Raw genomic sequence first — 23,908 nt, 5'->3', positions numbered from 1 at the left:
TGGCACACATGTGGCGCCATGACGAGCCGTCATGGCGCCACACATGTATGCAGGGTGCGTCTCGGGGCTGGGCGGTTCAGCTGAACAGGCCCGTGAGCCAGCTCTGCCGGGCGTGCTCGGTCCTCTTCTGGTCGGCGTCGGCGGCGAATTGGTGCACCGCGATGCGGACCGGGGCCCCGAAGGCATTCCTGCCGAAGAAGCGGTACAGCGCGTCGTCACCGCGCAGCCCGATGAAGTACGGGTTGCGGGAGTCGACCACGGCGTCGAACGGCTCGGTCCCCGGCAACACTTCGACCCGTACTCGAGCACCCTCCGCGGCGTCGTCCGCCAGCCCGAGTGCGTGGCCCACGACCTCGAACGCGCCGGCCCGGCGGGACGCCTTCGCGTCCGCCTCCCGACGCGGGGCCGGGACTCGCGCCGTGGTGGTGCTGCGCGTGCTGTTGATGACCGAGCCACCCGTCCGGCGGGCTCGGGCCTCGATCTCGATCGAGGCCCGCAGCCTTCCCGGCTGCCGGGGTCGACCTTGCCGCAGGCGGCGCAGGTCTAGGAGGTGTGGAACGCGGGAACCAGCCGCACCTCGGCGAGCACCACCGTTGTGGGGCTTTGCCGGGCGGAGCCTCTGCGCTCCGCGCCGCAGGGCTGAGGATTTGCTACACCCCGGCCACCGTGGCCGGCGTGTCGTCGTCGAAGTACGGACCGTGCTACTCGTTCTCGTCGGTGTCGGGGCGCGCCGTGGCGCGGCCCTGCGGCCCGCTTGCCACCGTGAGTCGATGGTCTGTATACGATGCGTAAGCGACCGTTGTTATTCGGGTACATGCGGTTTTTTCGCTGACCATGGCATTTTCCCGAACTACGCGACGGGCTGCAGAAATGGCCCCGGTTATCCGACGCGCGCAGCCGGGCCGTCCGTCGGTGCCGAATGCTTTGTTCAGGAAATCTGCACATGGCGGTCGCAGTTGGGGCGCGGCGCCGGACCGGGAACTCGCTTCACCGTTCGCCTGCCAGGACTTTGGCGCGGGTATGTCCCATTGAGGTCGAGGGAGGCGCGTGGCCAGGAGAATCGACCCGAGGGGCATACGGCGGGCCATGTGAAGGAGTCGTCACCATCCGGTGCGCGAAGCTGCACGTCAGCACGGTGAAGTGGCGGAACGTCCGCCGGTTCTGCGGCTGCTCGGCTGGCCGTTCGGCCCGTCGGCGTGCTTTCATCTTGCGCCATACGGGAGTTGTAAAAACGGTCCCCGAATCTCGGGTACCAGAACGACCGTTGACGCGGCCGGATCGCTTGTCGCAGACCCGTCCGTTCCCCCCTCGGAAACACCCAGAGCAATGAAGGGAAACGCAAGGCATGCGTAACGACTTCACCCCCCAGGTCGAGACCCGCGAGATTGCCGACAGCGACCTCGACAACATTTCCGGTGGTGTTCTCGGCTCGGTCGTCGGGGACGCCACGAGCACCGTGCAGTCCGCTCTGCCGGGGACCATGGGAACCGTTGCCGGTGCCACCGGCCTCGCCACGGAGGTCACGGAGATCACCGGCCTCAACACCGCCCCGGTCACCGGTATCGCCGGTCTCTGACGGACGTTCGCGGCCAGGCCTGACAGCCAGGCGCGCTACCCGGCCCTGCGACACATCTGAATCCCCGTAGGGTCGGCCATGAACCCCGGAGCTGAACGTTCCGGGGTTCATGGATGCCGTCGATCGACGGCCACGGGCTGATATCCGCGCACGTCAATGCCCGTGTTACGGCGGGCCGTTCCGCCTGACCGAAACGAATGCAGTTGAAGGAATAGTTCCGTGCAGTTCCGGCAGAAGGCGCTTTCCAAGCTGCAATCGCCCGAAGAGCTCGACCTGCCGGTGCGCTTCGCCCGCCCGCAGGGCCGCCTCGTCCTGACCGTCACCGCCGCCGTCATGGCCGTGGCGTGCTTCTGGGCCGTGACCGGAACCGTGTCGTCCAAGCTGAGCGCACCCGGAATCCTCACCCATGCGGAAGGCAGTTACGTCCTGCAGAGCCCGGTAGCGGGTCAAGTCACCGCAGTCCTCGCCGAAGAGGGCGACATGCTGTCCGAGGGCGCACCCCTGCTGCGCGTCAGCACCCAGCAGGGGAACCGGGCCGTACGCGCGGTGTCCGCGGGCCGGGTGACCACGCTGGTGGCCAAGATCGGCGCGGTGGTCACCACGGGGGCCGATGTGGCGACCGTGGAGCGCGTCGGCAACGTCGGTGATCCGCTGGTCGCAATGCTGTACGTACCGGGTGGCAGCGGAGCGGCGGTGCCCGTCGGAGCTTCGGTGGACCTGACCGTCCAGTCCGTGCCGACGCAGCAGTTCGGGGTGTTGCGCGGCCGGGTCAAGGCAGTCGGCCGGGCGCCCCAGACGCGGCAGCAGATCGCCGGCTTCCTCGGGGACAGCCAGTTGGGCGAGCAGTTCTCGGAGAAGGGCCAGCCGGTGGCGGTCATGGTGCAGTTGGACCGGTCGAGCGGCACGAAGTCCGGCTACGCGTGGTCGTCGGCGGAAGGGCCCCCGTACGCGATCGAGTCCACGACGCTGGTCAGCGGCGCCGTTCATCTGGCCGCGCAGCGCCCGGTCGATTGGCTCCTCCCGTGACCGCGGAGCAGGGTCCCGCCACGGCGCAGTCCCTGCCGCCCGGGGGTCGGGGCGCGCACCGTCCGCCCCCGAAGGCAACGAAGGCAACGAAGGCAACGAAGGCAACGAAGGCAACAAAGGCCCCGAAGGGCGGGCGGCACCGCCCGCCCCGGACGAGGCCCGAGCCCGCGCCGAAGGGCCGTAGGCAGAAGACCGTACGCAGCCCCACCGTGCTCCAGATGGAGGCGGTGGAGTGCGGCGCCGCCTCGCTGGCCATGGTCCTCGGCCACTACGGCAGGCATGTCCCCCTCGAGGAGCTGCGGATCGCCTGCGGGGTGTCGCGCGACGGCTCCCGGGCCGGCAACCTGCTCAAGGCGGCACGCGGCTACGGCCTGCGGGCCAAGGGCATGCAGATGGAACCGGCCGCCCTGGCGGAGGTCCGGCCGCCGGCCATCCTCTTCTGGGAGTTCAACCACTACGTCGTCTACGACGGGAGCGGGCGGCGCTTCGGCCGGCGGGGCGTGCACATCAACGATCCGGGCAAGGGCCGCCGGTTCGTCTCGATGGAGGACTTCGACACCAGCTTCACCGGCGTCGTGCTGACCTTCGAGCCCGACGACGGGTTCCGCCGGGGCGGCCGTAAGCCGGGGATCCTGGGCGCCATGCCGGCGCGGCTGCGCGGCACGACCGGCACGATGCTCGCCGCGGTGATCGCCAGCCTCCTGCTCGTCGTCGTTGGCGCGGCGGTACCGGCGCTGAGCCGCACGTACATCGACATGTTCCTGATCGGGAACCAGACGTCGCTGCTGGGCGTGCTCTTCGCGTCGATGGGCACCGCGGTGGTGCTCACCGCCGCGCTGACCGCTCTGCAGCAGGCGAATCTGCTGCGCGGGCGCATCATCTCGTCCACGCTGAGCAGCGCCCGGTTCCTGCGGCATCTGCTCAGGCTGCCGGTCACCTTCTTCGCCCAGCGCAACCCGGCCGACCTCGTACAGCGCCTGCAGTCCAACGACACGGTGGCCGAGACCCTGGCGAGGGACGTCGCCGCCGCGGGCGTGGACGCCGTGGTCGTGATCCTCTACGCCGTCCTGCTGTGGACCTACGACCCGCAGCTGACCGTCATCGGCGTGCTGATCGCGCTGCTCAACGTGGCCGCCATGCGCGTGGTGGTCCGTATCCGTGCCACCGGCACCCTGAAGCTGCGCGCGGACAGCGCCCGGCTGACGAACACCTCCTACAGCGGTCTCCAGCTCATCGAGACGATGAAGGCGACCGGAGGCGAGAACGGCTACTTCCGCCGCTGGGCAGGGCAGCACGCGACCACGCTGGACGTACAGCAGCGGCTCGGCGTGCCGAGCGCGGCGCTGGCCGTCGTCGCGCCCACCCTCGCGGCCCTCAACAGCGCGATGATCCTGCTGATCGGAGGCCTACGGGCGGTGGAGGGCCATCTCTCGATCGGACTGCTCGTCGCCTTCCAGGCACTGGTGACCAGCTTCACCGCGCCGATCACCCGGCTGAACGGGGTGGCGGGCCGGATCCAGGACTTCGCGGCCGACGTGGCGCGGCTCAAGGACGTCGAGAGCTTCCCGGTCGACCCGCTGTACTCGCGGCGGGAGCCGGCCGCGAGCACCCGCAGGCTCAAGGGGCATGTGTCGCTGGAGAACGTCACGTTCGGATACAGCCCGCTCGACAAGCCGCTGCTCACCGACTTCTCGCTGTCCGTCGGGCCGGGCCGGCAGGTCGCGCTCGTCGGCGGGTCCGGCAGCGGCAAGTCCACCGTCTCCCGGCTCATTTCCGGTCTCTACAGCCCGTGGGAGGGCGCGATCCGGATTGACGGACAGCGGCTCGAGGAGATCCCGCGCGGCGCGCTGGCCGCCTCGGTGTCGTTCGTCGACCAGGACGTCTTCCTCTTCGAGGGCACTGTCCGCGACAACGTGGCCCTGTGGGACCCCTCGATACCGGACGAGGCCGTCATCGCGGCCCTCAAGGACGCAGCCCTTCACGACGTGGTCGCCCGCCGACCCGGCGGCATCCGCAGCCGGGTGGAGCAGGACGGCCGTAACTTCTCCGGTGGCCAGCGGCAGCGTCTTGAGATCGCCCGGGCGCTGGTCCGTCGGCCCAGCATCCTGGTCCTCGACGAGGTGACCAGCGCCCTGGACGCGGAGACCGAGCAGGTCATCATCGACAATCTGCGGCGCCGCGGCTGTGCCTGTGTCGTGATCGCCCACCGGCTCAGCACGGTGCGCGACAGCGACGAGATCGTCGTGCTGGACCACGGAACAGTCGTGGAGCGCGGGCGGCACGAGGAGCTGGTCGCGGCCGGGGGAGCGTACGCCGAGCTGGTCAAGGAGCACTGAGGTGGCATCAGTTCACCAACCGGCGGCCGCCACCGGAGCGCAGCCGTACGACGATGCGGGTACTCCCCCAGCTACCGCTGGGGGTGCCCCCACCCATGCCCTTGAGGCTATGGGGGAACTGGGCAGCCTGGGCGAACCGGTCGACTGCACCGGTGCGCGCAGCCTGCCGCTGGAGGGTCCGCACGTCCTCTGGCTCGTCGTGGACGGCGCGCTGGACCTGTTCGCGGTCGACGCGGGCCAGCAGGGGCACTGGCACTTCCTCGGCCGGCTCGAACCCGGAACTCTCCTGTTGGGGCCGGTCGAAGGCCCTCAGCACACTCTGGTCGGCAGGCCTCTGCAGGGGTGCGCGCTGCGCCGGATCCAGCTCCGGGAGCTGTTCCGGCCCGAGTACGGCGAGGGGTACGGCTACGCGTACGGCGAGGGATACGGGTACGCGTACGGGTACGCGTACGGCGACCCGTACGCGTACCGCAGCCCCGAAGGTCACCTCGGCCCGCTGGAGGACGCGTTCGCCCGCGGCATCGGACGCAGCCTGCGCGTCCTGTTCGAGGCCCCGCTGGACGGTCGGCCCGGCCAGGCCCCGGCCACGGACGGACCGGCGCCTGCATCCGCGCCGGCCGACGACGACATCGTGTGGATGCACGTGGCGCCCGGCAGCGTGCAGTACGGCGCCGCCTGCAGCGCGGACGCGGCCGCCGACCTGCTCATCGACGGCGCCATGTGGCAGCGCATAGTCGACCAGCAGTACCGGCTTCTGTGCGCACTGGACCGTTGGATAGAACAGCTCGAGCGCGCTCACGAGGACCGGACCGCGGCCGGCATCGAGGCCGGTGAAGCGGTGCGCGCGCAGGCGGATCAGGCGCTGCTCGCCTCCATCGGCAGGTCGGGGAAGGCCGCCGCCCGCGACGCCGGGGGAACCGACGACGCCACACTCGCCGTCTGCCGCGCGGTCGCAGACGCGGCCGGGATCACGCTCTCGGCGCCCGCGGAGGGCGGCTCGCTGACCGGCCGGATGAATCCGGTCGAGCGCATCGCGCTCAGCTCACGGATCCGTACCCGCGTGGTCAAGCTCGGCGGGCGCTGGTGGCGGGAGAACAGCGGCCCGCTCGTGGGCCACCGGTCGGAGACCGGGGCCCCGGTCGCACTGCTGTGGCGCCGGGGCAGGTACGAGGCGGTGGATCCGGTCACCGGCGAGCGGCAGAGAATCGGGAAGGCGGAGGCGGGGGAGTTCGAGCCGCGCGGCGTCATGTTCTACCGCCCGCTGCCCGAGCGGCCGATGAGCGCCTGGCGGCTGCTGCGCTTCAGCCTCCGCGGCACCGGGACGGACCTGCGCAGTCTGGCCCTCGGCGGGCTGGTCGCGGTCGGCCTCGGCGCGCTGGTGCCGATCGCCACCGGACAGGTGCTCGGCGTCTACGTACCGAACGCCGAGAACGGTCTCATCGTCCAGGCAGCCCTGGCCATCGTCGCCACCAGCATCGTCGCCGCCGCGTTCATGCTGCTGCAGAACATCTCCATCCTGCGGATGGAGGGGCGCATCGAGAGCACGCTGCAACCGGCCGTCTGGGACCGGCTGCTGCGCCTGCCGACGAGGTTCTTCGCCGAGCGCTCGACCGGAGAGCTGGCCAGCGCGGCCATGGGGATCAGTACCATCCGCCGCGTCATGTCCGGCATCAGCTCGGTGGCCGTGCAGGCGGGCACGGTCGCCGCGGTGAACCTCGTACTGCTGCTGTGCTACAGCATCCCGCTGGCGCTCATGGCGATCGGCATGCTGACCGTCATCGCCTCGGTGTTCCTCGGGCTCGGGCTGTGGCAGCTGCGCTGGCAGCGCCGCTTGATCAAGCTCGGCAACAAGCTCAACAACCAGGCCTTCCAGACCCTGCGCGGGCTGCCCAAACTGCGCGTCGCCGCGGCCGAGAGCTTCGCGTACGCGGCCTGGGCGCGGGAGTTCGCCCGCAGCCGCGAACTCCAGCAGCGGGTGGGCCGGATCAAGAACCTGATCACGGTCTTCAACGCGGTCTATCTGCCGCTCTGCATGCTCCTGATGTTCATGCTGCTCGCGGGACCGGCCCGCGGGAGCCTGTCGGCGAGCGGCTTCCTCACCTTCAACTCCGCGGTGACGATGATGCTCACCTCGGTGACGCAGCTGACCGGCGCGCTCATCTCGGCCGCCTCCGTCCTGCCGATGTTCGAGCAGATCAAGCCGGTGCTCGACGAGGCTCCCGAGGTGCGCGGACGGAGTGCCACGACCGGCACCCTGTCCGGCGAGATCGAGGCCAGGCAACTGTCGTACAGATACGCCGAGGACGGGCCGCTGGTGCTCGACAACGTCTCCTTCCAGGTGAGGCCGGGCGAGTTCGTCGCGGTCGTCGGGGCCAGCGGCTGCGGCAAGTCGACCCTGCTCCGGCTGCTCATCGGCTTCGACCGGCCGGCGTCGGGCAGCGTGCTCTACGACGGCCAGGACCTGGCCGCCCTCGACCAGGCAGCCGTGCGCCGCCAGTGCGGGGTCGTCCTGCAGAACGCCCAGCCGATCACCGGCTCGATACTGGACTGCATCTGCGGGGCAGAGATGTTCTCGTTCGAAGAGGCGTGGGAAGCCGCGGAGATGGCCGGCCTGGCCGAGGACATCAAGCGCATGCCGATGGGCATGCACACCGTGCTCTCCGACGGCGGCGGGACCGTCTCCGGCGGGCAGCGCCAGCGCCTGATGATCGCCCAGGCCCTCATCCGCCGCCCGCGCATCCTGTTCTTCGACGAAGCCACCAGCGCGCTGGACAACGAGACCCAGCGCATCGTGATCGAGAGCACCCGCAAGCTGCGCTCCACCCGCATCGTGATCGCCCACCGGCTCTCCACCGTCATGGACGCGGACCGGGTGATCGTCATGTCGGACGGCCGCGTCGCCCAGCAGGGCCCACCCGCAGAACTGCTCGCCGACACGGGCGGGTTGTTCCACGAGCTCGTACGCCGTCAGATCCGGTGAGGGGGCGGCGGTGCAGCGGCTTCGTCGAGCGGGGAGCGCCCGGGGGCCGTGGACTCACCCCGACAGGCCGTCAACGCGCAGATTCCACCGGCCTGTGCGGCCGACCAGGCGGGTGGCGGACAGCGGGGGCACGTCGATGCGCCAGAACGACTGCGGGGGTGCGGACAGGGCGTGCAGGATCGCGGCGCGTACGACCGCGGGCTCGGCGATCGCGACCGTCCGGCCCGCGTCGGCCGGCAGGTCGTCGAGCCAGGCGGCGATACGCCCGCAGAGTTCGAGGACGGACTCGCCGCCGTGCGGGGCGGCGGCGGGGTCCGAGGTCCAGGCGGCGAGACCTTCGGGCTCGGCCGCGGCGAGGTCGGCCAGCGCGCGGCCGCGCCACCGCCCCATGTCGCAGTCGCGCAGGGCAGGTTCGGGCTCGGCGTCCAGGCCGAGGGCCTCGGCGGTCTGGCGGCAGCGCGTGGACGGCCCGCGGTACTGCCGCCAGGTCGCCGCGGCCAGCGACGCGGCGGCGGCCCGCGCGTCCTGGAGCCCGCGGTCGTCGAGGGAACCGTCGTCGTCGAACCTGGCCTCCCGTAGGGCCGCGCTGGACGCCGGGGCGATCAGGGTCAGCCGGATGGTGATGGGAGCAGGTCCTTCCGTCGAGCGGGCGCGCGGGCAGGCGCCGTATTTTGCCCGAGCCTGCGGCCGGGTTGGTACGGGTGTGCGGTGATGCTATCCCTGCGCTCCAGGTCATCGCCCGTGGCGGTCGCCGGGACCCGTCCCGGGAGGTCTGGCCCATGGCCGGTATTGGCTGGTGGGACAGGGGCCTGTACCGTCTGGTGCGACAGGACGACGGTGCGTACGGAAGTCCGGTGCAAATCCGGCACGGTCGCGCCACTGTGTGCCGAGCGGCCATCCGCCCACAGGGAGGTGGCGGCGAGGCGAGTCAGACCCCGCGCCGTCGTCGCGTAGCTCCACCCGATGACGGGACGCGTGTTCCCGAGGAGGTCTCGCCATGGCCCAGTCCGCCGTTGCCCCCGCACCTGTTTCCCCGCCCGCCCTAGCGCCCCTGCCGATCCGGGCGGTCCTGCCCTGGGCCGCGTTCTTCGGCATCCTGATGCTCGTCCTGCTGTACTTCGTCGGAGCCGAGCAGGGGGCCTTCGCGGTGTTCTCCGGCGAGGGCGTCCACGAGTGGGTGCACGACGGCAGGCACCTGCTCGGCTTCCCCTGCCACTGAGCGGGGACGACGCGCACATGAACTCCGTCACTGTACGCACCCTGTTGGTACGCGGCATGCTCGCGGGCGTCGTCGCGGGTCTGCTGGCCTTCGGCCTCGCGTACCTCATCGGCGAACCGTCCGTGGACGCCGCCATCGCCTACGAGGAAGCCCAGTCCCACGGGCACGGGCACGAGGGCGTGGAGCTGGTCAGCCGGTCGGTGCAGTCGACCGCCGGCCTGGCCACCGGCACGCTGGTCTTCGGCATCGCCGTGGGCGGTATCGCCTCGCTGGCGTTCTGCTTCGCTCTGGGCCGTATCGGCCGGTTCGGGCCCCGGGCCACCGCGGCGCTGGTCGCAGCGGCGGCCTTCGTCACGATCTGCCTGGTGCCGTTCCTCAAGTACCCGGCGAATCCGCCCGCGACGAGCGATCCGGGCACCATCAACCAGCGCACCGCGCTGTACTTCCTGATGATCGTGCTCAGCGTGCTGCTGGTCGTGGGCGCGACCCTGCTGGGGCGGCGGCTCGCCGGACGCCTCGGCAACTGGAACGCCTCGATCGTCGCCTCGGCGGCCTTCGTGGGGGCGACCGCCCTCGCCATGGCGTTCCTGCCGGCGTTCGACGAGACGCCCGCCGACTTCCCGGCCGCCGTGCTGTGGGAGTTCCGGCTGGCCTCGGTCGGCATCCAGGCTCTGCTGTGGGCAGCGTTCGGGCTGCTCTTCGGGTACCTCGCCGAGCGGGTGCTCGTACCCGGCACCGCAGATGAGACGGCGAGCGGCACGGCCTCGCGGTCAGCCGCCCCTACTGCCCCTGCCGCCCCCTGAACGGCGGCACGAGGCACACGAGATAGCCGAAGGACCCGCCGGGGGCGCGCCCGGCGGGTCCTTCCGCGTCAGCCGGAGCACGGCATGGTCCCCGTCACCGCCTCCTGCGGCGGCACAGGACCGCCACCAGCGCGGTGAGGGCGGCGAAGGCGAGGGCGGCTGCCGCGCGCTTGGCGAGTGGGGCGCCCGCCGCGCGGAGGAGGTCGATCGGCTGGATCGCTGGTTCCGGAGCCGGTTCCGGAGCCGGTTCCGGGGCCGCAGGGGCGGTCTCGGCGGTCGCCGCAGCCGGTGCCGCACGGGCCAGTTGCTCCGACAGGCACGCGGCGAACTGGCCGATGAGCTTCTCGCCCACCTCGGCCATCACCCCGCGCCCGAACTGGGCCGGCCGCCCGGTGACCGTCAGGTCGGTCGCCACGGTCACCGCCGTCTCCCCGCCGTCGTGTCCGGCCAGCGTCCCTGTCACCGTGGCCCGTGCCGTGCCCTGCCCGCGGACCTCCCGGCCGCTTGCGGCCAGGACGATCCGGTGCGCGGACTCGTCCTGCTCCCGGAAGGTCGCCGTGCCCCGGTACGTCACCGTGATCGGGCCGACCTTCACCTTCACGGCGCCGGTGATGGTCTCGCCGTCGAACCCCTCGACCGACGCCCCCGGCATGCAGGGCGCCACCCGCTCGATGTCCAGCAGCACCCGCCACGCCTCGTCGACCGGGACCGGGACGGTGAACTCGTGGTGCAGCTCCATGTTCTCCTCCTCAGCCTCCTCGGCGTCCTCCTCGTCCTCAGCCTGCTCAGCCTCCGCACACCGGCAGGCTCCTCCTCACACCGGTTTCAGATGCGGAGGGTGGATCGCGCCCGCCGTCTCCGTCAGCGCCGTGCCGCTGCCGCCCCAGCGCAACGCCACCATCTCCGCCGCGATCGAGACGGCCACCTCCTCGGGCGTACGGGCGCCCAGGTCGAGGCCGATCGGCGAGCGCAGCCGCGCCAGCTCCGCGTCCTCAAGTCCGGTCTCCCGCAGCGCCTTCAGGCGGTCCTCGTGGGTGCGGCGGCTGCCCATCGCGCCGACGTACGCGGCGGGGGAGCGCAGCGCGACCTCGAGGAGCGGCACGTCGAACTTGGGGTCGTGGGTGAGCACGCAGATCACGGTCCGTCCGTCCGTCTGGGTGTTCCGCAGGTAGCGGTGCGGCCAGTCCACGACCACCTCCACGCCTTCGGGGAAGCGCTTGGGCGTGGCGAAGACCGGCCGTGCGTCGCACACGGTGACCCGGTAGCCGAGGAACGCGCCGATGCGGGCCACGGCCGCCGCGAAGTCGATCGCGCCGAACACCAGCATCCGCGGCGGCGGGGCGAACGACTGCAGGAATACGGCGACATCGTCCTCCCGTCGCTCGCCGTGCGGCCCGTAGTGGCGCTGCCCGGTCGCGCCCTGCGCCAGCTCCCCGCGCGCGTCCGCCGCGACCGCCGCGTCGAGGCCGCCGGAGCCGAGCGTGCCGGAGACCCGCTCGGGCCAGACGGCGAGCGTGGCGCCACGCGGGGCCGGCCCGTCGAGGACGGTGGCCATCGCGACCGGGCGCTGGTCGGCCACCGCCTCTGCGACCTCCGCGAACGCCGGGTCCGTCGCCTGCGACACCGGCCGCACCAGCAGCGTGATCTCGCCGCCGCAGGTGAGCCCGACGGCGAACGCGTCCTCGTCGCTGTAGCCGAACCTCTCCAGCTGTGCCTGCCCGGTCTCCACGACCTCCTTCGCCAGCTCGAAGACCGCGCCCTCCACGCAGCCGCCGGAGACACTGCCCACCACCTCGTCCTCCGGGTTCACCGCCATCGCCGCCCCCGGGCCGCGCGGCGCGCTGCGGGTCACGGCGACGACCGTGGCGAGCCCGAACGGCGTCCCCGACTCGTACCAGCGGCGCAGGGCCGGGAGGATCTCACGCATCGACCGCTCCCCTCACGACCGCCGCCACGTGCTCCAGGGCGCCCAGGCTGTGCCCCTCGACGAAGGAGTCGACGCTGGGCAGGGCCGCCGCCATACCGGCCGCGAGCGGCGCGTAACCGGGCCGCCCCTTGCGCGGGTTCGCCCAGACCACCCGGTGCGCGAGCCGGTGCAGCCGCCGCATCTGCGCCGCGAGCAGCGCCGGGTCGCCGCACTCCCATCCGTCGGACAGCAGGACGACCACCGCCCCGCGGGCCATGCCGCGCTGCCCCCACCGGTCGAGGAAGGCGCGGAGCATCTCGCCGAGGCGGGTGCCGCCGCTCCAGTCGGGCACCGCGGCCCCGACAGCGGCCATCGCGGCGTCCGGGTCCCGGTGCGCCAGCTCCCGGGTCACGCGGGTCAGCCGGGTGCCGACGGTGAACACCTCCGTACGGTTCCGGGCCCGCTCCCCCGGCCCCGCCTGTCCATGGGCGGCGGCGTGCGCAAAGCGCAGCAGAGCGTCGGCGTACGGGGCCATCGAGCCGCTCACGTCGAGCAGCAGCACCACCCGGCGGGGTTTGGCGGACGGGGCGCGGTAGCGCAGCCGGGCCGGTTCGCCGCCGCCGCGCAGCAACTCCCGTACGGTGCGCCGCGGATCGACGGCGCCGCGCCCGGCCGGGCGCAGCCGCGGCGTACGGCGCGGCTCGCCGCTCAGCGAGAACGCCGCGAGCAGCCGCCGCAGCGCGGCCCGTTCGGACGAGGACAGCTCGCCCACGTCGCGGTGGCGCAGCACCTCGGCGGAACTGGCAAGCGTGGCCGCCGTCGGCGCGGCCGCGCCGACGTCCTCATCGCCCGTGCCGGTCGGCGCAGTTGCGGCCGGTGCGAGCCGCACCGCCGGCCGGGGAAGCGGATGCGCCCGCTCGGCGAAGTCCGGCCGGATGTCGAAGTACGCGGCGAAGACCCCGTCGTAGCGCCGCAGATCGTCCTCGTCCCCGCAGAGTGTGAGCCGCCCCGCCCAGTAGACGTCCGACCGCACTCCGGGCCCCAGAACGTCGAGCGCCCCGAGAAACGCCTGAACCCGGTCGGACCCCGCGTCGACGCCCGCGGCGCGCAGGGCCCGTGCGAAGCCGACCAGGACGGTGGTCGCATCCGCAGAGGGGCCGGTCCGGCCGTGGTTGCTCGCCGTCGCCGGCTGCGGATCGGGTGTGCCCACCCTCTCCCATAGCCCGGACGGCATGGCGGCGCCCCCATCGCCCCTGCGGAACGATTGCCCACACCTTTTCATTCGCCCTACACCCCCCGCCCCGCGAGGATCGTCGTCAGGTCCAGGCCGCGGGCCCGCTCCGCGTCCTCGCGGTACTTGAGCACCGAGCCGAGGGTGGCGACGGCCAGCTCCGCGTCGAGCTCGCTCGCGCCGAGCGCGTCCAAGGCCTCGGCCCAGTCGATGGTCTCGGCCACGCCGGGCGGCTTGACCAGATCCTGCCCGCGCAGCGTCTGCACCACGGCCGTGACCTGGGCGGCGAGCCGCTCGGTCACCTGCGGCTGCCTGCGGCGTACGATCGCCAGCTCGCGCTCGAAGCCGGGGTGGTCGAACCAGTGGTAGAGGCAGCGCCGCTTCAGGGCGTCGTGGACCTCGCGCGTCCGGTTGGAGGTGACCACCACGACGGGCGGCGACTCGGCCCGCAGGGTGCCCAGTTCGGGGATCGTGACCGCGTACTCCGACAGCAGCTCGAGCAGAAACGCCTCGAACTCGTCGTCGGCGCGGTCGACTTCGTCGACCAGGAGTACCGAAGGGTGGGTCTCCAGCGCCTGCAGCAGCGGGCGGGCGATGAGGAAGCGCCTGCTGTAGAGCTCGCTCTCCAGCCGGTCCGCCTCCGTGACCCCCGCGGCCTCGGCGGCCCGCAGATGCAGCAGCTGGCGCGGGAAATCCCAGTCGTAGAGCGCCTGGGCGGCGTCGATGCCCTCGTAGCACTGCAGCCGGATCAGCGGCGCACCGAGGACCTGGGCGAGGGCGGAGGCGAGCGAGGTCTTGCCCGCGCCCGCGTCGCCCTCGCAGAAGAGCGGCCGGTGCAGCTTCAGCGCGAGGAAGCAGGCGATGGCGAGCCCGTCGTCCACGAGATAGCCGGTCTCCTCCAGGCGGGCCCGCAGTGCGGAGGGGCTGCCACCGGACGGATCCCCGGGCGCCGGGTGGACATCCCGCGGGTCCGTGGGTACGGCGCCGGTGTCCCGCGCGGGCGGGTCCGTGGATCCCCCGCCGGTGTCCCGCTGCGCGCCACCGCTCCCCGCCGCCGGGCTCCTTCGCGTACTCGCGCTCATCCGCTCCGCCCGCCGTCCTCACTCCACCCCGGCCGCTGCCAACACCGCGCGGCGGGTCAGCACCCGGGCGAGGTGCTCGCGGTACTCGGGCGACCCGGAGAGGTCGGAAGCCGGCCGGGTGCCCTCCGCCGCCGACTCGGCGGCCCGCGCCACGGCGCCCGGTTCGGCTGCGGCCCCGGCCAGCGCCGACTCGCAGGCGCCCGCCCGCACCGGAGCCGGCCCCATGTTGGTCAGGCCGATACGGGCCTCCGCGATGCGGCCGTCGTCGCGCCGTACCGCCGTGGCCACCCCGACGACCGCCCAGGACTGCGCGACCCGGTGGAACTTCTCGTAGTGGAAACCCCAGTTCTCCATCTTCGGCACCCGGACCTCCACCAGCAGCTCGCCGGGCAGCAGCGCGGTCTGCAGGTAGTCGGTGAAGAACTCGCGCGCCGGGATGGTGCGCCGCCCCTGCGGCCCCGCCGCGACCAGCTCGGCGTCGAGGGCGAGGGCCACCGCCGGGAGGTCGCCCGCGGGGTCGGCGTGGGCGAGCGAACCGCCGAGGGTGCCCCGGTGGCGTACGGCGGGGTCGGCGACGGTCTCGGCCGCCGCTGCCAGCAGCCCGGCGTACCGGCGCACCAACGGGTCGCGGATGACGTCGTGGTGGCTGGTCATCGCGCCGATGACCAGCGTCCCGGCCTCCTCGCGCACCCCCCGCAGCTCCGGCACGCGCCCGACGTCGACCAGCAGATCCGGGAAGGCGAGCCGCAGCCGGAGGATCGGGAGCAGGCTCTGGCCGCCGGCCAGCACCTTCGCCTCCTCGCCACCCCCGGCCAGCGCGCTCACCGCCTCGTCGAGGCTCTGCGGCCGTGCGTAGTCGAATGCGGCGGAAATCATTGCTCACCCTCCTCGACTGCTTCCTCCGCCTGCCTGATGGCCTGCCAGATCCGCTCGGGCGTGCACGGCATGCGGACGTCGTGGACGCCCAGCGGCCGCAGCGCGTCCACGACCGCGTTGACGACCGCCGGGGTCGAGGCGATCGTCCCGGCCTCGCCGACGCCCTTGACGCCCAGTGCGTTGGACGTCGCCGGTGTCTCGGTGCGGTCGGTGACGAAGTCGGGCAGGTCGGGGGCCGAGGGCACGAGGTAGTCGGCCATCGTGCCGGAGACCAGGTTGCCGTCCGCGTCGTACACCGCCTCCTCGTACAGCGCCTGGGCGATGCCCTGTGCCACGCCGCCGTGCACCTGGCCCTCGACGATCATCGGGTTGATCACCCGGCCGACGTCGTCGACGCACACATAAGAGCGGATCCGGATATGGCCCGTCTCGGTGTCGACCTCGACCGCGCACAGGTGGGTGCCGTGCGGGAACGAGAAGTTGTCCGGGTCCATCAGGTGCTCGGCGTTGATCGTCGGCTCCATGCCGTCGGGCAGGTCGTGCGAGGAGAACGCCTCGAACGCCACTTCCTGGATCGTCTTCCGCGCCTCGGGCGAGCCCTTCACCGAGAACGCGCCGCCGGAGAACTCCAGGTCGGCCTCACTCGCCTCGAGCAGGTGTGCGGCGACCTTGCGGGCCTTCTCCACCACCTTCAGCGCTGCGTGGTGGACCGCGACCCCGCCGACCACGAGCGAGCGCGAGCCGTAGGTGTCCATGCCCTGCGGCGTGACCTTGGTGTCGCCGTGCACCACGTCGACGTCCTCGAACGGCACGCCCAGCACGTCCGCGGCGATCTGGCTCCAGCTGGTCACATGGCCCTGCCCGTGCGGGCTCGTGCCGGTGACCACCTGGACCTTGCCGGTGGGCAGCATCCGGATGGCGGCCGCCTCCCAACCGCCCGCGGCGTAGCGGAGGTCGCGCAGCACCCGGCTCGGGGCGAGGCCGCACATCTCGGTGTACGTGGAGACGCCGATGCCGAGGCGGACGCTGTCGCCCATGGCGTTGCGCTGCCGCTGCTCGGCCCTGAGGTCGTCGTAGCCGAAGAGCGCGAGAGCCCGGCTGGTGGCCACCTCGTAGTTGCCGGTGTCGTAGGTGAGCCCGCCGGCCGTGGTGTACGGGAACTCCTCGTGCCGGATCCAGTTGTGGCGGCGCAGCTCGACGGGGTCCGCGCCGAGCTCGGCGGCCAGCTCGTCCATCGTCCGCTCGATGGCGAAGGTCGCCTCGGGCCTGCCGGCGCCGCGGTAGGCGTCCACCGGCGTCATCGTGGTGAACACGCCGGTGCAGGTGAAGCTGTAGGCGTCCATCTTGTAGATGCCCGGGTACATGAAGGAGCCGAGGATCGGGGTGCCGGGGGCGATCAGCATCAGGTACGCGCCCATGTCCGCGAGCAGGTCCACCTTCAGGCCCAGCAGCGTGCCGTCCCGGGTGGCCGCGATCTCGACGTCCTGGATCTGGCCGCGGCCGTGATGGGTCGCCAGGTAGCCCTCGGACCGGGACTCGGTCCACTTCACCGGGCGGTCGAGCCGCCTGGCCACCGCGAGGGCGAGGGCCTCCTCGCCGTACACCTGGAGTTTGGAGCCGAAGCCGCCGCCGACGTCGGGGGCGACCACGCGCAGCCGGTGCTCGGGGATGCCGGTGGTCATGGAGAGCGTCACGCGCGCGATGTGCGGGACCTGGGTCGAGGAGTAGAGGGTGAACTCGTCCGAGCCGGTGGGCGGGGTGGCGACCACGGCCCGCGGCTCCATCGCGTTGGGGATGAGCCGCTGCTGGTGGTAGCGGCGGCGGAGTACGACGTCGGCCCGCGCCCTGGCCTCGTCGTAGTCGCCGGTGGCGAGCGGCCAGGTGTAGCAGCGGTTCGTGCCCTTGCCGGAGTGGACCAGCGGGGCGCCCTCGGCCAGCGCGGCCTCCATGTCGAGCACGGGAGGCAGCGGTTCGTAGTCCACCTCGACGGCCTCGAGCGCGTCGGCCGCCGCGTACCGGTCGCGCGCGACGACGACGGCCACCGGATCGCCGGCGTACCGGACTTCGTCGACGGCGAGCGGCGGGTGGTCCGGCATGACGATGTCCTCGGTCAGCGGCCAGACGCAGGGCAGGGAGCCGAGCTCGTCGGCCAGGTCGCGGCCGCTGAAGGCGGCGATCACGCCGGGCCGTTCGAGGGCGGGCGCGACGTTCACGCGGTCGAGCCGGGCGTGCGCCATCGGGCTGCGGAGGAGTGCCAGGTACAGCAGACCGGGGACGGTGATGTTGTCGGTCCACCTGGTCCTGCCGGTGACCAGCCGGGCGTCCTCCTTGCGGACCCGGGAGCGGCCGAGTTCGCCGCCCGCGAGCGGCTGGGTGGTCATACCGGAGCCCCCCGCCCGGCCGCGGTGGGCGCGGCCTCCTCGGCGCCGGGCGCGGGGGCGCCGCGGCGGCGCATCTCGGCGGCCGCGGCGAGCACGGCACGCACGATGTTCTGGTAGCCGGTGCACCGGCAGAGGTTGCCCTCCAGGGCGTGGCGGACCTCGTCCGGGGTGGGGTCCGGGTTCTCCCGGAGCAGGTCCCGGGCGGCCATGATCATGCCCGGAGTGCAGTAGCCGCACTGCAGGGCGTGCTGCTGGTGGAACGCGGTCTGCAGGGGGTGCCACTCGCCGCCCGGGGCGAGGCCCTGGATCGTCGTCACCCGGCTCCCGTCGGCCTGGACGGCCAGCACCGTGCAGCTCTTCACGCTCTCCCCGTCGAGGTCGACCGTGCAGGTCCCGCAGTTCGTGGTGTCGCATCCGACGGGGGTGCCGGTCAGGCCCAAGCGGTCCCGCACGTAGTGGACGAGCAGCAGGCGGGGCTCCACATCGTCCTCGTACGCAGTGCCGTCCACCGTCACCGAGATACGGGTCATGTGCCCTCCCAATGGTCAGGGCGATGGGCGATATGCGCCATTCCGTCAGATATCCGCCACTGTAGGTTGCGGCGTGGGCGTACGCGACCCGCTTGGATGTTGCGGCGTGGGCGTACGCGACCCGCTTGGATGCGCGGAAGCCCGCCGTGCCAACGCCTTGCCCCGGGCGTAAGGTCCGCACTATGGGCCACGCTGCTCGGACCCCGGGTCCGGAATTCGCACGGCGGCTGCTGGACCGGATCCTGGCCGAGGTCGTGCGCGACACGGGCGCGTACGCGGGCGGGGTCTATCTGTTGGTCCCCGGCCGGCAGATGCTGGGCCTGGAGGCCATGACCGGGGTGCCGCGGGAGTTCGCCACACCGTGGGCGCGCGTGGGCCTGGCCGCTCCGCTGCCCGTGACCGACGCAGTGCACGAAGGGCACCTGGTGTGGGTCGGCGCCCAGGGCGAACTGGCCCGCCGCTATCCGCGCGCCGCCCTCGTCCTCCCGTATCACTTCGCGCTGGCCGCCGCCCCCATCGCCACCGAGACGACCGTGTGGGGCGCGCTGCTGCTGCTCTGGCCCGGTTCGCACCCGGAGCAGCTCAACGCGACCGAACTCGACCGGATCGACGGCGCCTGCGCCCGCCTGGCCGGGCTGCTGCAGCAGGCCGCCGAGTCCGGGCAGCGCATCGAACCCGGGCACGAGCCGCGAGTGCTGCCCCAAGTGCGCCCCGAGCCCCCGGGCCGGGCAGAGGCGCTGGCGGCGGTGGAGTTCGTCGACCGCCTTCCCGGAGGCGGATGCGGACTGGATCTGGAGGGGCGGATCACGTTCATCAGCCGCAAGGCGGCCGACCTGCTCGGCGAGGACACCCGGGGGCTGGTCGGGGCGCGGCTGTGGGAGGCGCTGCCCTGGCTGGCCGACCCGGTCTACGAGGACCGCTACCGCGCCGCCGTCTTCAGCCGCCGGCCGACGTCCTTCACCGCCCGGCGCCCGTCCGGCCAGTGGCTGTTCTTCCAGCTGTACCCGGACGCCTCCGGCATCAGCGTGCGCATCACCCCCACCCGTATCAAGGACCGCCCGCAGGGCCGGCTCCCCCCGGAGGCCGGGCCGGACACGGCCCCCACCCGGGTGGGAGCGATCTACCACCTGATGCTGCTGGCCGGTGCGCTGACGGAGGCCGTCGGCGTGCAGGACGTCGCCGACCTCGTGGCCGACCAGATCCTGCCCGCCTTCGGCGCCCAGGGGCTCGCCCTGCTGGTCGCCGAGGGCGGCAGGCTGCGCGTCATCGGCTTCCGCGGCTACGCGCCCGAGACCGTGGAGAGCTTCGACGGCACCCCGCTCTCCGCGCCCACCCCCGGCGTACGCGCCCTCACCGCGGGCGAACCGTCCTTCTTCGCCTCCCGCGACGAGCTGGAGCGGGAGTATCCGGCCCTCGCCCCGATCCACTCCGGCATGTCCGCCTGGGCCTTCCTGCCCCTGATCGCCTCTGGCCGCCCCGTCGGCTGCTGCCTCATGGCCTACGAACAGCCCCACCCCTTCACCCCCGACGAGCGTGCCGCCCTCAGCTCGCTCAGCGGCCTCATAGCCCAGGCCCTGGACCGCGCCCGGCTGTACGACACCAAGCACCGGCTCGCCCGCGGCCTGCAGTCCGCGCTCCTTCCGCCAACGCTGCCCCGCGTCACCGGACTGGACGTCGCCGCCCGCTATCTGCCCTCCACCCGCGGCATGGACATCGGCGGCGACTTCTACGACCTCATCCGCCTCGACAGCGACACCGCGGCCGCCGTCATCGGCGACGTCCAGGGCCACAGCGTCACCGCCGCCGCCCTCATGGGGCAGGTCCGCACAGCCGTCCACGCCCACGCCGTCGCGGGCGCGAGCCCCGACGTCGTTCTGGCCCGTACGAACCGCCTGTTCATCGATCTGGACCCGGGCCTGTTCACCAGCTGTCTCTACGTCCACCTCGACCTGCGGCGGCAGCGGGCCTGCATGGCCTCCGCCGGCCACCCGCAACCCCTGCTGCGCCACCCCGACGGCCGGACCGAGGTCCTCGCCCCGCCTCCCGGGCTGCTGCTGGGCATCGACCGCGACAGCCGGTACCCGACCCTCGAGATCGGCCTGCCGCCCGGCTCGCTCCTCGCGCTCTACACCGACGGCCTCATCGAAGCTCCGGGCACCGACGAGGAACGCACCGTCGCCGGTCTCGCCGACACCCTCAGCCACGCCGGGGGCCTGGGTCTGGACGATCTCGCCGACCGCCTCATCCAGCGCGCGCAGCCCTCCGGCGACCGCACCGACGACACCGCGCTGCTGCTGCTCCGTCCCGTCTCCGAGCGGGGCTGAGTCCGCCACAACGCGCGGTGGCCTCCCGCTCGTGCGGGAGGCCACCGGTGGCTTTCGGGCCCTCAGGGCAGGCCGCCGGGGGATGATGCGCTGTCATCCGCCGGCCGCCGGGCGGTCAGTAGCCGTACTTCTTGCCGTTCTTGCCGTTCTTGCCGTCGTCCTTCAAGCCGTGGCCGTGGCCGTTGTCCTTGTGCCTCTTGCGGTCGTACTTGTCCTTGTCGAACTTGCCCTCGGCGTTGACGCAGGTGTTGCCGATGGTCGGGCTCAAGAAGCTGGCGCCGCCCGGCCAGCTGACGTTGTTACCGCAGAAGTTGATCGGGACGTGGATCGGAATCTGGACGACGTTGCCGGCGATGACCCCGCCCGAGTTGACGGCCGCACCCTTGGCGTCCGTGCCGGCGACTGCGGTGCCGGCAGCGCCGGTAACCATCGCGCTCGCGACCGCAGTGACCGCTGCGGCCCTGACGATACGTGACATTGACTTTCTCCTTCTGCAAAAGGAACCTCCGCCGCCTTTCGACGGCGATAGCAATCGGTCATAACGCCCTATATGTCGGCGGGTTACGCGGTGATGAGCCGAAGGGATCACGGCGCACTCCGAACGGGCGGGAGGGGCCGCCGACGGCGGCGTACGTGCCGCGGCCGGGAATTTCGTGTCCGATTTCCGCCAGCCACTGCGCACGGAATAGCACACACTGGGATGTGTGATGAGCGAGGACAGCAAATTCGAGGCGGTGCGCAGCCGGGACGCCAGATTCGACGGGGAATTCTTCTTCGCCGTCTCCACGACGGGTATCTACTGCCGGCCCAGCTGTTCCGCGATGACGCCCAAGCGCAGGAATGTCACGTTCTTTCCCACCGCGGCCGCAGCCCAGGGCTCGGGCTTCCGCGCCTGCCGGCGCTGCCGCCCGGACGCGGTGCCCGGCTCCGCCGAGTGGAACGCCCGCGCCGATGTCGTCGGCCGGGCCATGCGGCTGATCGGCGACGGTGTCGTGGACCGGGAAGGCGTCGCGGGCCTGGCCGCCAGGCTGGGCTACAGCGCCCGCCAGGTACAGCGGCAGCTGAACGCCGAGCTCGGGGCGGGCCCGATAGCCCTGGCCCGGGCCCAGCGCGCGCACACGGCGCGCGTACTGCTGCAGACCACGGGGCTGCAGGCGGCCGAGATCGCCTTCGCCGCCGGCTTCGCGAGCGTGCGGCAGTTCAATGACACGATCCGGGAGATCTACGCCCTCACGCCCAGCGAGCTGCGTGCCGCGGGCGGCGGGCCTACGTCGCGCTCCGGCTCGGTGGCGGCCCACGAGCCCCGGACGCTGCGGGAGATCCGGACTGCGCGGGAGAGGCGGTCTCCGCGGGAGACCGGAGCCGCCACGGAGCCCCGAGCTGCTACGGAGACCGGAGCCGCCAGGGTGCCCCTCAGGCTCGCGTACCGCGGTCCTTACGGGTCCGCCGAAGTCTTCGACTACCTGGCACGGCGTGCCATCACCGGCATTGAGGAGATCACGGGCGAACCCGGCGACCGCACCTACCGCCGCACGCTGCGGCTGCCGCACGGCACGGGTGTCGTCGAGGTCCGGGAGCGGCCGGGCGGCGGCACCCGGCGGACGAAGTCCGGGGGAGGAGGCTGGCTGGAGTGCCGGCTGCGCCTGAGCGAGCTGCGCGATCTGACCACGGCGACCCAGCGGGTACGGCGCCTGTTCGACCTGGACGCCGACCCGTACGCGGTGGCCGAGCGCCTCGCCGACGCCCCGGCGCTCGCCGCCCTCGTCGCCCGCCGCCCGGGACTTCGGGCCCCGGGCGCAGCCGACGGGCACGAGCTGGCCGTCCGCGCCGTACTCGGGCAGCAGGTCTCGGTGGCGGCCGGGCGGCGCCTGGGCGGCGCGCTGGTGGCGGCGTACGGCGCGCCGCTGCCGTCGCCGGACGGCGGCCTCACCCACCTGTTTCCGCAAGTGACCGAGCTCGCCGAGGCGGCACTCGAGGACATCGGGATGCCGGAGTCCCGCCGGGCCGCCCTGCGCACCCTCAGCCGGGCGCTCGCCGACGGCACCGTCTGCCTCGATCCGGGCGCCGACCGCGACGAGGCCGAGCGAGCCCTGCTCGACCTGCGCGGCATCGGGCCCTGGACCGCCGGTTACGTCCGCATGCGCGCCCTTGGCGACCCCGACGTGCTGCTGACCGGGGACGCCGCCATCCGCGCCGGCCTGCGGCGCGTGGGCGCCACGGCGGAGGACGCCGAGCGGTGGCGGCCCTGGCGCACGTACGCCATGCACCACCTGTGGAACCCGGCCGTCGCCGACGAGCCCTCCGCGCCAGCGGGAATGCGACGTCCGAATCCCGCCGGAAACGGCGCAGCCGACAGCGCAGACTCGTCGGTGAAAGCGGTGAAACCGGTGAACGGCAGGAAACAGCAAGGAAGGACGGACCGATGACGGTCTACACGACGATCGACAGCCCGCTGGGCGAACTGCTCGTGGTGGGCGAGGAGTCGGCGACCGAGAACGGCGGCATTGCGCTCGTCTCGCTGTCCGTGCCCGGCCAGAGGGGCGGTGCGGTCGTCCAGGACGGCTGGCGCCGGGCCCCTGACGCCTTCGCCGAGATCGCCCGGCAGCTCCGCGCCTACTTCGACGGCCGGCTGACCCGCTTCGATATCGAGCACACCACCCGTGGCACCGACTTCCAGCAGCGGGTGTGGAAGGCGCTGGACACCATCCCGTACGGCACCACGACGACGTACGGCATGCTGGCCGGCCTGATCGGTGTGCCGCGTGCGGCGGTCCGCGCGGTGGGGACGGCCATCGGCGCGAACCCGCTTCTCCTCGTACGCCCTTGCCACCGCGTGATCGGCGCCGACGGTTCGCTGACCGGCTACGCGGGAGGCCTCGAGCGCAAGCGGCTGCTGCTGCGGCACGAGAGCGAACACCCGGTGGAAGCGGCGTGACCACGACGGCCGCCTCCCGCACCGCGCAGTCCCAGAGTCGCGAGCTCCAGGGACGCACTCAAGAAGGTAGGGCCGCATGACGTGACGACGCGGCTCGTGGCGCCAACACGTACGGCACGCACGGCAGGTACAGGACGCACGGCAGGTACAGGACGCACCGTCCTACGGGTCCGGACCTGCGGGCTTGCGGAGTGTCACGGCGGTTCCCGCGGCGCGGCGGGTGGCATCCTGGCCGCTCACCGACCGCGAGGCAGAACTCCCATGAGCCTGAGCATCCGCAACCAGTTCCGAGGCACCGTCACTTCCGTCACCGCGGGCGAGGTGATGGCCGCGGTCAAGGTCCGCCTCGACAGCGGGCAGGAGATCACCGCCGCCGTCACGCGGGACGCGGTCGAGGAGCTGGGCATCGCCGCGGGCTCCGCCGTCCGGGCCCTCGTCAAGTCCACCGAGGTGTCGCTGGCGACCGAACCGGTGGCGGGTATCAGCATCCGCAACCAGATCGCGGGCACCGTCGAGGGGATCGCGGCCGGCGGGGCCATGGCGGTCGTCAGAGTGCGCGTGGAAGGCGGTGTGCTGACCGCCGCGATCACCAAGGACGCCGCCGACGACCTGTCGCTCGCGCCCGGGGCCCCCGTGGCGGCGCTGATCAAGTCGACCGAGGTCGCCCTCGCCTCCGCCTGACGACGCAGCGGTTCTCACGCCA

At 72.5% G+C, this 23,908-nt stretch carries 20 protein-coding genes; 10 read left to right on the top strand and 10 right to left on the bottom strand.

Annotated elements, in window-relative coordinates; translation table 11 throughout:
- Positions 1–76: 76 nt before the first annotated feature.
- Complete coding sequence (locus ACTWQC_RS08880) at positions 77–349, bottom strand: hypothetical protein (RefSeq protein WP_443315013.1); 273 nt, start codon at positions 347–349, stop codon at positions 77–79.
- Positions 350–1,345: 996 nt separating this feature from the next.
- Here ACTWQC_RS08880 and ACTWQC_RS08875 point away from each other — a divergent pair.
- The 4 genes from ACTWQC_RS08875 (at position 1,346) to ACTWQC_RS08860 (ending at position 7,918) form a co-directional block, all read left to right on the top strand.
- A complete protein-coding gene (locus ACTWQC_RS08875; protein WP_443315012.1) occupies positions 1,346–1,576 on the top strand; it encodes a type A2 lantipeptide in 231 nt (76 codons plus the stop codon).
- 219 nt (positions 1,577–1,795) lie between these two features.
- Positions 1,796–2,602 carry an HlyD family efflux transporter periplasmic adaptor subunit gene (locus tag ACTWQC_RS08870; RefSeq protein WP_443315011.1) on the top strand — a complete coding sequence of 269 codons (807 nt, stop codon included), beginning with the start codon at positions 1,796–1,798 and terminating at the stop codon, positions 2,600–2,602.
- A gap of 218 nt (positions 2,603–2,820) precedes the next feature.
- The gene (locus ACTWQC_RS08865) at positions 2,821–4,938 is read left to right on the top strand and encodes an NHLP family bacteriocin export ABC transporter peptidase/permease/ATPase subunit (protein WP_443315102.1); all 2,118 of its coding nucleotides are present in this window, start codon (positions 2,821–2,823) and stop codon (positions 4,936–4,938) included.
- 109 nt (positions 4,939–5,047) lie between these two features.
- The gene (locus ACTWQC_RS08860) at positions 5,048–7,918 is read left to right on the top strand and encodes an NHLP bacteriocin export ABC transporter permease/ATPase subunit (RefSeq protein WP_443315010.1); all 2,871 of its coding nucleotides are present in this window, start codon (positions 5,048–5,050) and stop codon (positions 7,916–7,918) included.
- 54 nt (positions 7,919–7,972) lie between these two features.
- Here the strand turns inward: ACTWQC_RS08860 and ACTWQC_RS08855 are convergent, their stop codons facing one another.
- Positions 7,973–8,521, bottom strand: coding sequence for a histidine phosphatase family protein (locus tag ACTWQC_RS08855; RefSeq protein ID WP_443315101.1), 549 nt, complete (start codon positions 8,519–8,521; stop codon positions 7,973–7,975).
- Positions 8,522–8,915: 394 nt separating this feature from the next.
- Here ACTWQC_RS08855 and ACTWQC_RS08850 point away from each other — a divergent pair, with 394 nt between their 5' ends.
- Positions 8,916–9,137 (top strand): CbtB domain-containing protein, encoded by a 222-nt coding sequence (locus tag ACTWQC_RS08850; RefSeq protein ID WP_443315009.1) that lies wholly within the window; start codon positions 8,916–8,918, stop codon positions 9,135–9,137.
- Between the two features lie 17 nt (positions 9,138–9,154).
- A complete protein-coding gene (locus ACTWQC_RS08845) occupies positions 9,155–9,940 on the top strand; it encodes a CbtA family protein (protein ID WP_443315008.1) in 786 nt (261 codons plus the stop codon).
- Between the two features lie 94 nt (positions 9,941–10,034).
- Here the strand turns inward: ACTWQC_RS08845 and ACTWQC_RS08840 are convergent, their stop codons facing one another.
- The 7 genes from ACTWQC_RS08840 to ACTWQC_RS08810 form a co-directional block, all read right to left on the bottom strand.
- The gene (locus ACTWQC_RS08840; protein WP_443315007.1) at positions 10,035–10,679 is read right to left on the bottom strand and encodes an SRPBCC family protein; all 645 of its coding nucleotides are present in this window, start codon (positions 10,677–10,679) and stop codon (positions 10,035–10,037) included.
- A gap of 75 nt (positions 10,680–10,754) precedes the next feature.
- Positions 10,755–11,867: an XdhC family protein gene (locus tag ACTWQC_RS08835; protein WP_443315006.1), complete on the bottom strand. Its 1,113-nt coding sequence runs from the start codon at positions 11,865–11,867 to the stop codon at positions 10,755–10,757.
- A complete protein-coding gene (locus ACTWQC_RS08830) occupies positions 11,860–13,128 on the bottom strand; it encodes a vWA domain-containing protein (protein WP_443315005.1) in 1,269 nt (422 codons plus the stop codon). Before ACTWQC_RS08830 ends, ACTWQC_RS08835 begins: the two co-directional genes overlap by 8 nt.
- 5 nt (positions 13,129–13,133) lie before the next feature.
- Entirely contained in the window at positions 13,134–14,159 is a 1,026-nt protein-coding gene (locus ACTWQC_RS08825; protein ID WP_443315004.1) for an AAA family ATPase, read from the bottom strand.
- 18 nt (positions 14,160–14,177) lie between these two features.
- Positions 14,178–15,035, bottom strand: coding sequence for an FAD binding domain-containing protein (locus ACTWQC_RS08820; RefSeq protein ID WP_443315003.1), 858 nt, complete (start codon positions 15,033–15,035; stop codon positions 14,178–14,180).
- Positions 15,032–17,416: a xanthine dehydrogenase family protein molybdopterin-binding subunit gene (locus tag ACTWQC_RS08815; protein WP_443315002.1), complete on the bottom strand. Its 2,385-nt coding sequence runs from the start codon at positions 17,414–17,416 to the stop codon at positions 15,032–15,034. The genes ACTWQC_RS08820 and ACTWQC_RS08815 overlap by 4 nt, the downstream gene beginning before the upstream one ends.
- The gene (locus ACTWQC_RS08810; protein WP_443315001.1) at positions 17,413–17,946 is read right to left on the bottom strand and encodes a (2Fe-2S)-binding protein; all 534 of its coding nucleotides are present in this window, start codon (positions 17,944–17,946) and stop codon (positions 17,413–17,415) included. Before ACTWQC_RS08810 ends, ACTWQC_RS08815 begins: the two co-directional genes overlap by 4 nt.
- A gap of 182 nt (positions 17,947–18,128) precedes the next feature.
- Between ACTWQC_RS08810 and ACTWQC_RS08805 the strand changes: the two genes are divergently transcribed.
- The gene (locus tag ACTWQC_RS08805) at positions 18,129–20,270 is read left to right on the top strand and encodes a SpoIIE family protein phosphatase (RefSeq protein ID WP_443315000.1); all 2,142 of its coding nucleotides are present in this window, start codon (positions 18,129–18,131) and stop codon (positions 20,268–20,270) included.
- Positions 20,271–20,385: 115 nt separating this feature from the next.
- Here the strand turns inward: ACTWQC_RS08805 and ACTWQC_RS08800 are convergent, their stop codons facing one another.
- Positions 20,386–20,748 carry a chaplin gene (locus tag ACTWQC_RS08800; protein ID WP_443314999.1) on the bottom strand — a complete coding sequence of 121 codons (363 nt, stop codon included), beginning with the start codon at positions 20,746–20,748 and terminating at the stop codon, positions 20,386–20,388.
- A gap of 229 nt (positions 20,749–20,977) precedes the next feature.
- Here ACTWQC_RS08800 and ACTWQC_RS08795 point away from each other — a divergent pair, with 229 nt between their 5' ends.
- The 3 genes from ACTWQC_RS08795 (at position 20,978) to ACTWQC_RS08785 (ending at position 23,886) form a co-directional block, all read left to right on the top strand.
- A complete protein-coding gene (locus tag ACTWQC_RS08795) occupies positions 20,978–22,696 on the top strand; it encodes an AlkA N-terminal domain-containing protein (protein ID WP_443314998.1) in 1,719 nt (572 codons plus the stop codon).
- On the top strand, positions 22,693–23,205 hold the full coding sequence (locus tag ACTWQC_RS08790; RefSeq protein WP_443314997.1) for a methylated-DNA--[protein]-cysteine S-methyltransferase: 513 nt from the start codon (positions 22,693–22,695) through the stop codon (positions 23,203–23,205). The genes ACTWQC_RS08795 and ACTWQC_RS08790 overlap by 4 nt, the downstream gene beginning before the upstream one ends.
- 261 nt (positions 23,206–23,466) lie before the next feature.
- Positions 23,467–23,886: a TOBE domain-containing protein gene (locus tag ACTWQC_RS08785; RefSeq protein WP_443314996.1), complete on the top strand. Its 420-nt coding sequence runs from the start codon at positions 23,467–23,469 to the stop codon at positions 23,884–23,886.
- The last annotated feature ends 22 nt before the right edge of the window (positions 23,887–23,908 follow it).

The organism is Streptomyces sp. 8N616 (assembly GCF_052246385.1).
Classification (GTDB): Bacteria; Actinomycetota; Actinomycetes; order Streptomycetales; family Streptomycetaceae; genus Streptomyces.
The sequence above is the reverse complement of the archived record's forward strand: the minus strand, read 5'-3'. Positions and strand labels throughout refer to the sequence as shown.

Coding starts and splice junctions, on each gene's coding strand:
- ACTWQC_RS08860 (WP_443315010.1), top strand. CDS start 5,048: ATGGGGGAACTGGGCAGCCTGGGCGAACCGGTCGACTGCACCGGTGCG.
- ACTWQC_RS08815 (WP_443315002.1), bottom strand. CDS start 17,416: ATGACCACCCAGCCGCTCGCGGGCGGCGAACTCGGCCGCTCCCGGGTC.
- ACTWQC_RS08810 (WP_443315001.1), bottom strand. CDS start 17,946: ATGACCCGTATCTCGGTGACGGTGGACGGCACTGCGTACGAGGACGAT.
- ACTWQC_RS08785 (WP_443314996.1), top strand. CDS start 23,467: ATGAGCCTGAGCATCCGCAACCAGTTCCGAGGCACCGTCACTTCCGTC.
- ACTWQC_RS08865 (WP_443315102.1), top strand. CDS start 2,821: ATGGAGGCGGTGGAGTGCGGCGCCGCCTCGCTGGCCATGGTCCTCGGC.
- ACTWQC_RS08835 (WP_443315006.1), bottom strand. CDS start 11,867: ATGCGTGAGATCCTCCCGGCCCTGCGCCGCTGGTACGAGTCGGGGACG.
- ACTWQC_RS08850 (WP_443315009.1), top strand. CDS start 8,916: ATGGCCCAGTCCGCCGTTGCCCCCGCACCTGTTTCCCCGCCCGCCCTA.
- ACTWQC_RS08795 (WP_443314998.1), top strand. CDS start 20,978: ATGAGCGAGGACAGCAAATTCGAGGCGGTGCGCAGCCGGGACGCCAGA.
- ACTWQC_RS08820 (WP_443315003.1), bottom strand. CDS start 15,035: ATGATTTCCGCCGCATTCGACTACGCACGGCCGCAGAGCCTCGACGAG.
- ACTWQC_RS08830 (WP_443315005.1), bottom strand. CDS start 13,128: ATGAAAAGGTGTGGGCAATCGTTCCGCAGGGGCGATGGGGGCGCCGCC.
- ACTWQC_RS08790 (WP_443314997.1), top strand. CDS start 22,693: ATGACGGTCTACACGACGATCGACAGCCCGCTGGGCGAACTGCTCGTG.
- ACTWQC_RS08805 (WP_443315000.1), top strand. CDS start 18,129: ATGGGCCACGCTGCTCGGACCCCGGGTCCGGAATTCGCACGGCGGCTG.
- ACTWQC_RS08875 (WP_443315012.1), top strand. CDS start 1,346: ATGCGTAACGACTTCACCCCCCAGGTCGAGACCCGCGAGATTGCCGAC.
- ACTWQC_RS08840 (WP_443315007.1), bottom strand. CDS start 10,679: ATGGAGCTGCACCACGAGTTCACCGTCCCGGTCCCGGTCGACGAGGCG.
- ACTWQC_RS08825 (WP_443315004.1), bottom strand. CDS start 14,159: ATGAGCGCGAGTACGCGAAGGAGCCCGGCGGCGGGGAGCGGTGGCGCG.
- ACTWQC_RS08845 (WP_443315008.1), top strand. CDS start 9,155: ATGAACTCCGTCACTGTACGCACCCTGTTGGTACGCGGCATGCTCGCG.
- ACTWQC_RS08800 (WP_443314999.1), bottom strand. CDS start 20,748: ATGTCACGTATCGTCAGGGCCGCAGCGGTCACTGCGGTCGCGAGCGCG.